This is a genomic window from Desulfatiglans sp. (assembly GCA_012513605.1).
GTDB lineage: Bacteria > Desulfobacterota > DSM-4660 > Desulfatiglandales > HGW-15 > JAAZBV01.
Window position 1 is genome coordinate 1 of record JAAZBV010000010.1, and the last position, 14,301, is coordinate 14,301.

Annotated in this window: 13 protein-coding genes; 5 read left to right on the forward strand and 8 right to left on the reverse strand. The window is 42.5% G+C overall.

Annotation, left to right across the window (positions count from 1 at the left end; genetic code table 11):
* Positions 1 to 269: 269 nt before the first annotated feature.
* Entirely contained in the window at positions 270 to 758 is a 489-nt protein-coding gene (locus tag GX654_01015; GenBank protein NLD35430.1) for a hypothetical protein, read from the reverse strand.
* Between the two features lie 177 nt (positions 759 to 935).
* On the opposite strand from GX654_01015, the gene GX654_01020 reads away from it, so the two are divergent.
* The 4 genes from GX654_01020 (at position 936) to GX654_01035 (ending at position 5,379) form a co-directional block, all read left to right on the forward strand.
* Complete coding sequence (locus tag GX654_01020; GenBank protein ID NLD35431.1) at positions 936 to 2,150, forward strand: iron-containing alcohol dehydrogenase; 1,215 nt, start codon at positions 936 to 938, stop codon at positions 2,148 to 2,150.
* A gap of 86 nt (positions 2,151 to 2,236) precedes the next feature.
* Positions 2,237 to 2,569: a zf-TFIIB domain-containing protein gene (locus GX654_01025; protein ID NLD35432.1), complete on the forward strand. Its 333-nt coding sequence runs from the start codon at positions 2,237 to 2,239 to the stop codon at positions 2,567 to 2,569.
* 445 nt (positions 2,570 to 3,014) lie between these two features.
* Positions 3,015 to 3,782 (forward strand): amino acid ABC transporter substrate-binding protein, encoded by a 768-nt coding sequence (locus GX654_01030; GenBank protein NLD35433.1) that lies wholly within the window; start codon positions 3,015 to 3,017, stop codon positions 3,780 to 3,782.
* A gap of 16 nt (positions 3,783 to 3,798) precedes the next feature.
* Positions 3,799 to 5,379: a methyl-accepting chemotaxis protein gene (locus GX654_01035; GenBank protein NLD35434.1), complete on the forward strand. Its 1,581-nt coding sequence runs from the start codon at positions 3,799 to 3,801 to the stop codon at positions 5,377 to 5,379.
* Positions 5,380 to 5,409: 30 nt separating this feature from the next.
* Here the strand turns inward: GX654_01035 and djlA are convergent, their stop codons facing one another.
* The 7 genes from djlA to GX654_01070 all read right to left on the reverse strand — a co-directional run bounded on the left by djlA (position 5,410) and on the right by GX654_01070 (position 13,204).
* Positions 5,410 to 6,156, reverse strand: coding sequence for a co-chaperone DjlA (gene djlA, locus GX654_01040; protein ID NLD35435.1), 747 nt, complete (start codon positions 6,154 to 6,156; stop codon positions 5,410 to 5,412).
* Between the two features lie 254 nt (positions 6,157 to 6,410).
* Positions 6,411 to 7,466, reverse strand: a complete 1,056-nt coding sequence (gene ilvC / locus GX654_01045) for a ketol-acid reductoisomerase (protein NLD35436.1) — start codon at positions 7,464 to 7,466, stop codon at positions 6,411 to 6,413.
* Positions 7,467 to 7,575: 109 nt separating this feature from the next.
* The gene (ilvN, locus tag GX654_01050; protein ID NLD35437.1) at positions 7,576 to 8,076 is read right to left on the reverse strand and encodes an acetolactate synthase small subunit; all 501 of its coding nucleotides are present in this window, start codon (positions 8,074 to 8,076) and stop codon (positions 7,576 to 7,578) included.
* A gap of 50 nt (positions 8,077 to 8,126) precedes the next feature.
* Positions 8,127 to 9,815: a biosynthetic-type acetolactate synthase large subunit gene (gene ilvB, locus GX654_01055; protein NLD35438.1), complete on the reverse strand. Its 1,689-nt coding sequence runs from the start codon at positions 9,813 to 9,815 to the stop codon at positions 8,127 to 8,129.
* Between the two features lie 66 nt (positions 9,816 to 9,881).
* On the reverse strand, positions 9,882 to 10,367 hold the full coding sequence (locus tag GX654_01060) for a 3-isopropylmalate dehydratase small subunit (GenBank protein ID NLD35439.1): 486 nt from the start codon (positions 10,365 to 10,367) through the stop codon (positions 9,882 to 9,884).
* Between the two features lie 17 nt (positions 10,368 to 10,384).
* On the reverse strand, positions 10,385 to 11,644 hold the full coding sequence (gene leuC / locus GX654_01065; GenBank protein ID NLD35440.1) for a 3-isopropylmalate dehydratase large subunit: 1,260 nt from the start codon (positions 11,642 to 11,644) through the stop codon (positions 10,385 to 10,387).
* Between the two features lie 18 nt (positions 11,645 to 11,662).
* Positions 11,663 to 13,204 carry a 2-isopropylmalate synthase gene (locus GX654_01070; protein NLD35441.1) on the reverse strand — a complete coding sequence of 514 codons (1,542 nt, stop codon included), beginning with the start codon at positions 13,202 to 13,204 and terminating at the stop codon, positions 11,663 to 11,665.
* Between the two features lie 503 nt (positions 13,205 to 13,707).
* Here GX654_01070 and GX654_01075 point away from each other — a divergent pair.
* Positions 13,708 to 14,286, forward strand: a complete 579-nt coding sequence (locus tag GX654_01075) for an aminodeoxychorismate/anthranilate synthase component II (protein NLD35442.1) — start codon at positions 13,708 to 13,710, stop codon at positions 14,284 to 14,286.
* The last annotated feature ends 15 nt before the right edge of the window (positions 14,287 to 14,301 follow it).

Consider the following 14,301-nt stretch of genomic DNA (forward strand, 5'->3'; position numbering starts at 1 on the left):
GCTGAAAATACAGGTGCCACGAAAACTGATAATAATAAAATCAATGGTATTAATGTTCGCATAATCATAATTATAACCAATACTCTTCTGTCGATTAAATATTATTTATAATCAAATATAAAATTTGGTTTGTGACCATAAGACAAGAATTAAAGTCTGAATAAGGTATTCAGCATTCAACTATCAGCTGTCGGCTAACTTAATGGTTTGAAAGCCTATTGCTGAAAGCTGAACACTTAAATCTAAAAACGAAAGTTTTTAGATTTAAATTAATCGGTTACTTCTATTTTAAAGTACTCATCAATCTTGGACTTGCAGTCAGGCTTGGCCTTAACTATAAACTGGATAGTCTGGCCTGCATTCGCAGAGGCATCGATTTCATAGTTCCCATCCATACCAACGACGCTGCTCACCTCACCATCCTTAAGTTTAAAATCCTTTTTAGGGTCTGCCTTCTCCCCGTAAAAAGGGCCATTACAGTAGGTAGAAGAGCGGTATTTAACCTTAAAGGTATATGTGTGCTTTCCTGGCAAAACATACATGGTTGCTGCAGATCGTACCTTCTGACCATCAATCATAACGATCTTTTCCATTTCCGGAATGATAACCTTCACCAATTGAGTAACAGGAGTCGTCTGAATGGTGTCTGGATAGTAACTGACAGCATAATTAGTACTAGTGGTGACACAACCTCCAATCAATACCAAAAAAAACAAAGCTGAAAAATAGAAACTGATGATTTTAATTTTTTTTCCCATGTGTTTTGTCTCCTTTTTTGTACCTGAAATGATGTTTTTAATATTTTTTAGGCTTGATATGGAAAAAATGCAAGGGAAAAAAGTAGATTTAATTTGACCCATAAAACTATTTTTTCTATACTCACAGGCTGAAAATAGTCCCATAATTATTTCTTAATTTTATCAAGGAGATAGGCAATGATTAACAAGCAGATGGTTCAGTTCCCATTGACATACAATGACAGGATCGGCGGTGTTATTGTCGGTTGGGGCGCTCATGAGATGGTTGCAGACGAGGCTAAAAAGGCAGGGATAAAAAATGCCCTGATTACCACCACAGGCTTAAAAGGCACAGGGATTGTCGATGAAATTGTAGGCATACTCAGGCATCATGGCATATCAACAACCGTTTATGACAAGGTATCATCAAACCCGAGAGATACCGAGGTCTATGAGGCAGCAGAGGTATTCAAGAATGCCGGTTGTGACGGTGTTGTATCTGTCGGTGGAGGCAGCTCACATGACACAGGAAAAGGCGTAAGGGCACTGGCAACAAATCCCGGCGCAAACCTGTGCGATATGGCTGCAAGGGTCGATCCTCCCTGGATGGAGGTCATTGGCAGGTTCAAGCCCAATAAGATTCCGCAGATCAGCGTTAATACAACTGCTGGGACAGGCGCTGAATCTACAATGGGAGGGGCTATTATAGATACCAAAAACAGGGCAAAGATGTTCTGCGTGGTACCCAACCTTGCACCAAGCTGCGCCCTGAATGACCCTGCTCTGATCCGCCTGATGCCTGCAAACCTTATTGCATGGACAGGCTTTGATGCCTTCTCCCATGCCTTTGAATCATATGTATGCAAGCTTTCATCTCCCCTTAACCAGGGTGCAATGATACACGTGATTAAACTTATTGCAGAAAACCTGAGGGAATTTACATATAACAAAATGAACTATAAGGCATGCGAAAACATCTGCTGGGCATCATGTTCTGCCGGTGTTGCACTGGGGTTTGGAGGTGGCGTCGGTATTGTGCATGGCCTGGGCCATGGCCTCTCTGTACTCTATGATATTCATCATGGCTTAGCAAATGCAGTGGTAACCCTTGGTATTGAAAGATACAATCAGAAATGTGTGCCTGAAAAATTCGCCGAGATGGCAAGGGCTATGGGTGTAGATACAACAGGCATGACCAAGATGGAGGCATCTGATATGTGGTTCTGTGAAACAGAAAGATTGCTTAATGACCTGGGCATCAAATCAGGAGGTCTTAAAGAACAGTTCGGGATAAAAAAAGAGGATATCCCCCATATCGTTAAGAACCAGTATGAGAATGACTTTGCACGCCAGGGAAACCCCAGGGATTTTGATTTTAATGAGAGCGTACAGCTTCTTGAAGAACAGCTATAACATAATAATTATATTTTTCACCTCTGTTTAAAAAAATAAACAGAGGTGAAAAATCACTCAAAAGCAAAATATCAGGAGAATCGAAAATGAGCGATCATGTAAAGGTCTATTTAAAAGGGAAACCCGGTCATGAAGATCTTCATTTTAAGGAGGAGGACGCAAAACTTATCCGCAAACTCAGAGAAAAAAACAAGGAGGAAGCAGACAGGGAGTACCGAAAAACCCATGCTGAACACTGTTTTCGATGTGGGACAAAAAGCCTGGTAGAGGTCGACAGGGGCGAAATAAAAATCGATATATGTGTCAATGAAAACTGTGGCGCTATTCATCTTGACCCTGGAGAGCTTGAGATCATACTGAAAAACGAAAAAACGGTTTTGGGAATGAGAAAATCCTTTTTATCGATTTTTAAAAAATAACAGGGTTTCAGATTATTCAACTGGATTCCATTTTTTATTGTATTATCACCTTTCCTGATATTTTTACTGGATCGAATCCAACCCGGGTCTAAATATGATAAACCGGGTTTTAACTCCCCTTTTTTAATAAGCGCCAAAATAATAACCTTATGCCATTATTACCAACATAAAAATTGTTATTTAAAAATGGTATCTCCAACTAATAATTAATAAAAATTAGTTTTAATACGATAAAAATCGGTAAAAAGTAGTATCAACTTCAATCTGCATCAGGTAGCATATTAATCACCCAATTTTTTTAACATCCCTTGTTATTTGGTAAAGATTTTGCATAAGTATCTTATTTTCCTTGGTCAATTTACAGTTTTATATTAATAAATTTTAAAACAGCTGTTTTCAGGTAAAATCAGGGCACTTTAAAAACAGCAGATTGGAGAGGGAAATTATGAAAAAAAGACTATTTTTATACCTCGTTTGTGTATTACTGGCTACCTCAAATATATACGGTGGTGAGGTGATCACGTTAAGGGCAGATATCTGGGAACCATATAATGCAGAGCCGGAATCAGCAAAACCCGGATACATGATAGAGGTGGTCAAAACCATTTTTACAAAGGCTGGGTTTACTGTAGATTATCAGTGCAAGGGCTGGACATGGGAAAGGAGTATAGAAGAGGCAAGACAGGGGAGGATAGATGGAATTGTCGGCGCTGCCGTGGATGACGCCCCTGATTTTATTTTCCCAGAAGAGACATTTATCAATCAGCAGATGACCTTTTTTGTTAAAAAGGAAAATGCCTGGCGCTATAAGGATATAACCTCACTTGATAATATCAGATTCGGTGTAATAAGTGGCTACGCCTATGATGATGAGATTGACTCATATATAGAAAAAAACAGCGGCAAAGAAAATGTTCATACAATAAAAAATGCCAATGCCCTTGAACTCAATATCAAAAAACTTGAAGCAGGACGTATTGATGCAACAATTGAAGATGCCTCAGTATTTGAAATGAAGGCCGCATCACTGGGTATGAACGGGAAATTTGAAGAGGCTGGCGTTGTGGGCGAACCTGATAACATCACCATTGCCTTTTCACCTGTAAAAGAAACATCAAAGAAATATGCAGAGATACTCTCAAAAGGGTTGAAAGAGATGAGAGCATCCGGAGAATTGAAAAAGATACTGGAAAAATACGGGCTTAAAGAATAGAGAACGGGGTATGAAATTGTCTAAAAGCAGAGCTCTTTTAACAAATATACAGGGTATACAGTTCAAGGTCATAAGCATCATTGTTATTGTGGTGATGATAAATCTGCTAATCTATGCAGTCTATGACTATATTAACACCAATAACAGACTGAACCAGGAGATGTCTACCCTTGAAGAGAGCATTGCATCAAGGCTATCTGTAATATTAGCCGATCCGATCTGGAATATGGATAATGGCAGTGCAAAGGCTATTCTTGAGGCGGAGATGGCAGATAAAAGGGTCTGCTGCCTGACAATTTTTGAAGGAACTACAAAAAAGATCTTTGAAGCACTCCAAAAAGATGAATCGGGAAAACCGGTTGAGGTTAAGGAACTCCTGAATAACGCAGATCGGGTTAAAGAGATAGGTATAACTTATGAAAACAAGAAGATTGCCACACTCCAGATCGGGCTTACAAAAGAGTATTTAAACCATGAATTGAGCACCCTTATTTACAGTAGTATACTGGGCGTTTCTGCTGTTACACTTATTATCTCCTATATATTGTTAGTTTTTTTGCGAATCATAATTATAAAACCTCTGAGTTTGATTATGAAAAACCTGCAGCAGATGTCATCAGGAGATTACAGATCTGACGTGAAAATCGATAAAAAAGATGAAATAGGCATAATGGCAGAGGAAGTAAACAATGTGCGTAAGACTGTTGGCGAGATGATCACAGATATTGGCCAGGGCGTAAAAACCCTTGTATCTTCTTCAGGGGTTCTCTCGAATGTCTCATCTCAACTTTCAGATGGGACACAGCAGATTTCATCACGGGCATCAGAGGTTGCTGCGGCAGCAGAGCAGATGAGCGGTAATATAGGTATTCTTGCAGCCGCAAGTAAAGAGATCGCCTCAAACATGGACAGGGTTGCTATCGGCACCGAAGAGATACCGACAACCATCACCGAGATATCAAAGAATTGCGAGAAAGCCCAGTCTATAACACTGGATGCCGTTACAAAGGCAAAGGAGGCGTCATCGAAAATAGAGAGATTCGGTACAGCAGCGATAGACATAGGAAAGGCGACCGAGGCCATTGATGATATCTCGGATCAGACCAATCTTCTGGCCCTGAACGCAACCATAGAGGCTGCCCGTGCAGGTGAGGCAGGAAAAGGGTTTGCGGTTGTGGCTAATGAGATCAAAGAACTAGCCAAGCAGACAGCTCAGGCCACAAAAGACATCAAAGAAAAGGTGGCAGGGATACAATCATCATCATCTGATGCAACAATACAGATAAATGAAATTTCAATGGTTATCGATAATGTAAGCAGGATTGTTACAGAGATATCGATAGCAATAGAAGAACAATCAGAGACGACAAAGAAGATTGCAGAGAATGTCTCTCAGGCAGCAGCAGGTATCCAGGAGGTACACAGGAATGTATCTGAAAGTTCAAATGTAACAAAGGAGATTACAGGCGATATTTTAGATATTAACAGCCGTGTTTCCGAGATCTCTGACGGTAGTTCAGAGGTAAAAAACCATGTTGCAGAACTGGAAAAACTGGCATCCAGACTTCATGAAATGGTGGGAAGTTTCATGGTCTGATTTCTTTACCAAGATTCCAGGAAATTTTTATCAGAACCCCCTCTCCTCCCTTACTTTCTCATATGCCTCCTGAATCTCCTGAAATTTTTTTGTAGCCTCTTCAACAAATTCGGGAGGCATACCCTTTGAAATAATCATATCAGGATGGTACTCCTTAACCAGCTTCCTGTAATTTGCCTTTATTTCATCATCAGGGTTTTCCTTGGTGCAGTTTAATATTCTGTAATACATATCGCTCTGCCTGAAGTGGACAGACTTAAGATTATTAAACTGGGCATCGCTGATCCTGAATGTTTGCTTCAACCTGGATAATGCGGCCTCTTCTGATTCATGAAGTATACCATCAGCAGATGCTAGTTTAAAAAGAAGATCCATAAAAGAGACAAGCACTGTCGGCTGGACCTGATTCATCTGGTATAACTGTGAGGCAAAATCATCTATGGTGTAGGGTGATTTTTTTGCTTCGTTGAAAATATTACGCGCAAACTGTTTCTCATCTTCCGGAATCCTCAGGGTGGAAAGAAACCGATCAACAACATTAATTTCCTCCCTGGTTACAATACCATCTGCCTTGGCCATCTTGGAAAGGATAGAAAAGAGGCATACAAAATAGGCTGCCTGTGCCTGATCAGCCTGCCCAAAGGGGAGTGTCTCCGGTTCAGCCCGATATTCCCTGTCAAAAAGGTGATGTCCAAGCACAGCCCCTGCTATAGCCCCAAGAGGTCCTCCCATAAAAAGCCCGAGTGTCCCAAGGGTAAGTTTGCCAAACCATCCCATTATTTATTCCTTTTCTTTAAGCAAAAGCCATAAGAATTCATTGGTGAAAATACAATATTTTTTTCACCACGGAGAGCACGGAGAACACAGAGTAAAACTAAAAGATAAATCTCCGTGACCTCTGTGTTCTCCGTGGTTAACAATAACAAGTTATTATTTAGATCATTGCATTAATACCATAGATAACCAGGCCATAAAGATAAAAAAATAGCGGCCAATAAACAGACCGCTATTTTTATCCAATTAGAAAAATTTTATTTCTTTCTGTTTTCAGGCCTGAGTTTTCTGACAGCAGCTCCCGCCTGCCACATCTCGGAATTCTTGATCCTGTCAAGTTCTACACGAAGCTTTTCCTTGTAATCCGGTGCGCTGTTAGCCTTCATGACTATCTCTGTCTCCTTGCCCGTCTTAACACTATCATACAGGGCATCAAATACAGGGGCTACTGCATCACGGAAACGATCCTTCCAGTCAAGCGCCCCCCTCTGTGCTGTGGCGCTGCAGTTTGCATACATCCAGTCCATACCGTTTTCATCAACAAGGCGGATCAGGCTCTGGGTAAGCTCTTCTACTGTTTCATTAAATGCTTCGCTCGGACTGTGGCCATTTTTCCTTAACACATTATACTGTGCCTCCATTGTGCCGGCAAGACATCCCATAAGAACGCCTCTCTCACCAACAAGGTCACTGTGTACCTCCTTCTCAAAGGTTGTGGGGAAGAGATAACCTGAACCTATTGCAATGCCAACCGCCTTTGTCCTCTCCTCTGCCCTGCCTGTGTAATCCTGAAACACGGCATAACTTGAGTTGATGCCTGCGCCTGACAGGAAATTTCTTCTGACCGATGTGCCTGAGCCCTTTGGTGCAACAAGAATAACATCAACATCAGCAGGGGGAATAACCTCCGTCTGCTCCTTGTACACTATTGAAAACCCGTGTGAAAAATAGAGTGCATCACCCGGATTAAGACATTTTTTAATAGTAGGATAAATAGTCTTCTGGGCCGCATCTGTTACGAGCATCTGGATAATTGTCCCGCGTTTTGCTGCCTCCTCAATCTCAAAGAGTGTTTTCCCGGGAACCCATCCATCTGCAACCGCCCTGTCCCAGTCAGCCATATACTCTTTTGACTGGCCAATAATAACATTAAAACCGTTGTCCTTCATATTAAGGGACTGGCCTGGGCCCTGAACCCCATAACCTATAACCGCTATTACCTCATCCTTGAGTATCTCTCTTGCCTTTGCCAGAGAAAACTCATCAACTGTGGTGACCTCTTCTTCAACTCCTCCAAAATTAATCCTTGCCATTTATTATCCTCCTTAAGTGTATTTAATTATAATATTGTAATTATTAATAATATATATTTAGATTAAGTATAAATATAAATATAACAAATGATGTATGTCTCACATATACCTATTTTTTCTCTCTTGCAAGCGCTATTGCTCCTGTACGGGCGATTTCCTTGATTCCAAATGGGCGTAAAAGATCGAGCATTGCGGTAATCTTGTCTTCGCTGCCTGTCACCTCAATGGTATAGCATTCAGGGCTTACATCAATAATCCTTGACCTGAAGATATCCACCAGCCGCAGTATTTCCGCCTTGCTCTCCTGTTTTGCCTTGATCTTGATCAGCACCAGCTCCCTCTGCACAAAGGGGGTGCCTGTAAACTCAAGCACCTTCACAACAGAGATAAGCTTGTTAAGCTGTTTCTTGATCTGCTCAAGGATAAACATGTCCCCTGTGGTAACAAGCGTAACACGGGAGATGTTCTCTTCGTTTGTCTCTGCCACACAGAGGCTTTCTATATTAAACCCCCTTCCGCTGAAGAGACCGGATATCCTTGAAAGGACTCCCAGTTCATTCTCAACAAGCAATGAGAGGATATGCTTTTTATTCTCTGTTTCATTATTCATGGACTTCACTCCTGTTAAAAAAGCATCAAATTTCCATAAACCGTTTTTACCTATACAAGCAGCATCTCTGTGATATCTGCCCCTGAGGGTACCATCGGGTAAACGCCCTCTTCACGCTCAACAACAAAATCCATTATCACAGGCTTATCCGATGCAAATGCCTTTTTGAGCACAGGCACAACCTCCTCAGGTTTTGTTGCCCTTAACCCCACAGCCCCGAATGCTTCAGCCAATTTAACAAAATCCGGTGTATGAGACATCTCTGTACAGGAATAGCATTTTTTATAGAAAAGCTCCTGCCACTGACGCACCATTCCAAGATAACCATTGTTGAGGATAGCGATCTTCACAGGCAGATTGAACTGCATTGCAGTGGCCATCTCCTGTATATTCATCTGGATGCTGCCATCTCCGGCAATATCGATAACAAGCTTGTCAGGGCATGCAACCTGTGCACCTATGGCGGCAGGAAGACCAAACCCCATAACACCAAGGCCGCCTGAAGTTATAAAACAATTGGGTTTATCAAAGTTATAAAATTGTGCGGCCCACATCTGGTTCTGACCAACCTCAGTTGTTATTATTGCATCCCCCTTTGTTATCTCAAATATCTTTTCCACTACGAACTGAGGCTTTATTATATCTCCCTGTTCATAAGCAAGGGGTTTAGTGGATTTCCACATCTCTATCTGATCAAGCCAGGATTTCCTTGATGCCTTTATTCCTTTAAAATCTTCCTCGCCAAGAAGCCCGTTCAGCCTTTCAAGGGATATTTTGCAGTCACCCACTATGGGTGTGTGAACAGCAATATTCTTGCTTATGGATGTGGGATCAATATCAATGTGCACTATCTTTGCCTTTGAAGCAAAGGTAGAGGTCTTCCCTGTAACCCTGTCGTCAAACCTTACACCGATAGAAATAAGGAGGTCGCACTCCGCAGTTGACATATTGGCCCTGTAGGTACCGTGCATTCCAAGCATTCCAAGCCATAAAGGGTCTGATGCCGGATATGCACCAAGCCCCATAAGGGTCGTTGTTACCGGGGCCTGAATCTTTCGTGCAAACTTTATCAGCTCCTTTGATGCCCTGGAAAGAATAATTCCGCCGCCGCCAAAAATAAGCGGTCTTTTAGCGTTTTTAATCATCTCAACAACCCTGCCAAGCTGTTTCATGTTGGGCTCATAGGTCGGGTTGTATGACCTCATTTTAATGGCCTTCAAGGGTTTGTATTCTGCAAAAGCCTGCACAACATCCTTTGGGATATCCACAAGAACAGGACCAGGCCTACCTGTTGTTGCTATATAAAAAGCCTCCTTTATGGTCTTTGCCAGATCCTTTATATCCTTTACAAGATAGTTATGCTTTGTGCATGGCCTTGTTATGCCAACTATGTCTACCTCCTGAAAGGCATCATTACCTATCAGACTGGTATTTACCTGGCCTGTAAGAATAACCATCGGGATAGAATCACAATAGGCGGACGCAATGCCCGTTACAGTATTAGTAGCCCCCGGGCCGGATGTAACAAGACAGACCCCTGGTTTACTGACTGCCCTTGCATAGCCATCAGCAGCATGAACGGCTGCCTGCTCGTGACGCACAAGAATATGTTTTATCTTTTCACTCTTTATCAGCTCATCATAGATATCTATAACAGCCCCACCCGGGAATCCGAAGATTATTTCCACACCCTCGTCTTCGAGGGCCTTTATTAATATCTCTGCACCTTTAATCTTGATGATAACCACCCCCTTTTTCAATTATCAGTTAACAATGATCAATTATCATTGTTCGCTGTTCATTGATCATTGTTTTTTAACATACTCAACCAGGCCGCCAGCATCTATTATTGCCCGCATAAAATCGGGTATGGGGCTTGCCTGGTATTTAACACCTTTATTCACATTTGTTATTTCCCCCGAAATGAGATCAACGCTGACAGTATCGCCATCCATAATTGCCTCCACTGCCTCTTTAGACTCAAGTATGGGGAGACCTATGTTAAAGGCATTTCTGTAAAAGATCCTTGCAAAACTTTTTGCAACAATAACACCTATCCCTGCTGCCTTGATAGCAAGAGGGGCATGCTCCCTTGATGATCCGCATCCGAAATTGCTGCCACCTACTATAACATCTCCCTTTACAACGCTACAGCCGAACTCCGGCCTTAGATCCGCAAAACAGTTCTTTGCAAGTATATCCTTGTCAGATACGTTCAGAAACCGGGCAGGGATAATCACATCAGTATCTATGTTGTCACCAAACTTCCAGACCTTTCCTTTTATATTCATAATATTCTCCTTTCCGGTTATATCTCTTCAGGTGAGCCTATACGGCCCAGAATAGCTGATGCAGCCGCAACCGCAGGCCCCACCAGGTATACTTCACTGCCTATATCACCCATCCTGCCTAAAAAATTCCTGTTACTTGTAGATGCACATTTTTCACCTTTTGTTAATATCCCCATATGCCCTCCAAGGCAGGGACCGCATGTGGGAGGGCCGATTGTTGCCCCCGCGTCCAGAAATGTCTCAATTATGCCCTGCTGTATGGCCTGTTTATAGATCAGCTGAGAGCCCGGGATTACAATAAGCCTCAGTCCATCCGCTTTTTTTCTACCTTTTAATATTTCAGCAGCCTGAGCCAAATCTTCAAGCCTGCCGTTGGTACATGAACCTATAAATACCTGATCAAGCTTTACACTGCCTGATTCTGAAACAGGCCTTACATTATCAGGCGAATGTGGCCATGCTACCTGCGGGCCGATTTCAGTTACATCGACATTGATCTCCCTTTCATAATTTGCATCAGGGTCTGCGTTGTATATTACAGGCTTTCTTGTTGTCCGGCCTTTGACATAATCCATAGTGATTTCATCCGCCTCAAAGATCCCGTTCTTTGCCCCACATTCTATTGCCATGTTTGACATGGTAAACCTGTTCTCCATTGAGAGTTCCTTCACAACAGGCCCGGTAAACTCTATTGCCCTGTAATTGGCCCCCTCCACACCAAGTTTACCAATAAGGTGGATTATGAGATCCTTTCCACCCACCCATTTCTGCAGTTTGCCTGTAAAAACCACCTTTATTGTTGGAGGGACCTTAAGCCATACCTCGCCTGTAGCCATTATTACACCCAGGTCAGTGCTGCCCACACCTGTTGAAAAGGCCCCTACAGCGCCGTATGTACATGTATGGCTGTCCGCGCCTATCACCAGGTCACCAGGGATAACAAGCCCCTTTTCTGGCAGGATAACATGCTCAATACCCATATCGCCCACCTCAAAGTAGTTTTTGATATTGTGCTTTCTGGCAAAATCACGCATGATCTTTGCCTGTGCCGCTGAAGGTATATCCTTGTTCGGCACAAAGTGATCAGGCACAAGCGCAATCTTATCCCTGTCAAAGACATCGCTTCTTCCCACCTCATAAAAGACCTTTATTGCCAGTGGTGCAGTTACATCATTAGTTAACGCAAGATCAACCTTTGCCTGGAGCAGGTCTCCGGGTTTAACACTGTTTTTACCCGAATGCGCTGCCAGAATCTTTTCAGTAATGGTCATTCCCATTTAATTTTTCTCCTTTTTTTATAAGCTTCGTTCCTGTGCATCTATGGAAGGATTTCTTTTTAGATATTTTAACCTGTTTAGCCCGTTTATATATGCCTTTGCCGCAGCAGTGATAATATCAGGATCAGTTCCCTTTCCAAGTGCCAGCATTCCGCCTTCCTCCAGCCTTACCGTAACTTCGCCCTGTGCGTCCATACCACCGGTAATGGAGTTTACGGAAAACCTGACAAGGGTTGACTTCGTACCGGTCATCTTTGCAATAGTATTATAGGTTGCATCTATAGGGCCCATACCGAAACCTGAACTTTGTGTCTTTACCCCTTCTATGAAAAGAATAACTGTAGCAGTGGGGATAGTGACTGTTCCACTCACCACATTCAGATAATCGAGTTTGTATATATCCGGGACCCTGAGATGCTCTTCTGCAATAAGTGCATCAATATCTTCATCAAGCAGATCCTTTTTCTTATCAGCCAGCTCTTTCATTTTGATAAAAAGGTTGTCAATCTCTTCCTTTGTGAGATCATAACCCAGGTCCTTGAGCTTGTCTCGAAAGGCATGTCTGCCGGAATGTTTGCCCAGCACCAGCCTGTTTGATGTTAAACCCACTGTGGCAGGCTCCATAATTTCATATGTCATCCTGTTTTTAAGCACACCGTCCTGGTGTATCCCGGCCTCATGGGCAAAAGCGTTAGCGCCTACAATAGCCTTGTTGGGCTGAACAACTATACCGGTTATCATGGATACCAGTCTGCTCGTCGGCACTATCTCATGTGTGTTAATAATACTGTCAAGATTAAGCAGGCTCTTCCTGGTGTGAATACTCATCGCCACCTCTTCAAGACTGGTATTTCCTGCCCTTTCGCCAATGCCGTTTATTGTTACCTCTGCCTGCCTTGCGCCCGCTATAAGCCCTGCCATTGTATTTGCTGTAGCAAGACCAAGGTCATTGTGACAGTGGACGCTTATTACTGCCCTGCCGATATTTTTCGTATGCCCTTTAATATAGCTTATCAACTCACCGAACTCATTAGGCAGTGCATAACCCACTGTATCAGGTATATTGACAGTTGTTGCGCCAGCATCTATGGCTGCCTCAAGAACCCTGCACAAAAAGTCCCTGTCGCTCCTGGAGGCATCCTCTGCTGAAAATTCCACATTATCTGTAAGGGACCTGGCATATTTTACCGACTCATAGGCGGTCTTTATCACCTGATCTCTATCCATCTTGAGCTTATGTTTCAGGTGGATATCGGATGTCGCAATAAAGGTATGTAACCGGGGATGGGCTGCATCCTTTATTGCCCCCCATGCCCTGTCTATATCATCCTTTGAGGTGCGGGCAAGCCCTGCCACCTGGATTTTTGTCATCTTCTGGCTTATTGCCTGAACCGCCTCGAAATCACCAGGAGATGCAGCCGGAAACCCTGCCTCTATAACATCCACTCCAAGTTTTTCAAGCTGAGTGGCAAGACGCACCTTTTCGGCAGTATTCATACTGGCGCCAGGCGACTGCTCACCATCTCTCAATGTTGTATCAAAAAAAATTACTCTGTCCATTCAGGGGATTCCTCCGTTGCTTGAAAAAGAATCATGCCTCCAATAATAAAAATCCGTTATCAGGGGGCCTGATAACGGATTTCTATTTGTTCATTAATTCTACTATCCCATTATCATGCCCGGCGGTATACCCCTAGCACCAGAAGGTTTACTACGACAGGTAGGACCTCTACTGCATTTCCGGCAATAATGTTGATAGTGTTTATATTCATTTAAGTCTTGTTTTCCTGTTTTGATCAAATTTTTAATGCATATTCCCACTATAAAGAAGCAATGTCAAATAATTTTTTATAATTTTTTGATCATTGCTTGACCTGTATAAAAAAAAATAGTAGGAAACTTTTTAAAGGGTTATGTACTAGGCAAAAGCCATCCAGACTCATAAAGTCGGGATGGCTTTTTTTATTGTAGCCGATTGAATGGCTACAATAACCACGGCCTGGCTCTTGAGAGCGATGCCGTGTAATTTCCCTGCGCAAGGGCTATAAATATGGGTATTCAAAATGGAAAAACTACTGGTCATAGATAACTATGACTCCTTTACATACAATCTTGTCCAGATGTTTATGGATTACGGGCTTCAGATAATGGTCTACAGGGCTGATAGGATATCGGTTGAAGAGGCAATATCTCTGAAACCTGATTACATCCTGATAAGCCCTGGCCCAAAGGACCCTGCACATTCAGGCATCTCTATCACTGTAATAGAAAGATTCTACCAAGATGTGCCTGTCTTGGGCGTATGCCTCGGGATGCAGTGCATAAACGAGCTGTTCGGTGGAAAAACCGTGAGGGCGCCTGTCCCTGTGCATGGTAAAACAAGTCAGGTAACACATAAAGGAGATGGGATTTTTAAAAATATTCCTTCCTGCTTCACTGCTGCAAGATATCATTCATTGATGATATGTCCATCAGATGATCAGTTAACCATAACAGCAATGAGTGAGGATAATGTAATCATGGGGATTTCACATCCTGAGCATCCTCTTCATGGTGTGCAGTTTCATCCTGAAAGTTTTTTAACTGAATATGGAGATATGCTTATAAAAAATTTTCTTAATCTGGGCCCAATGCGCCTGTAATATTAAGGCTATAAA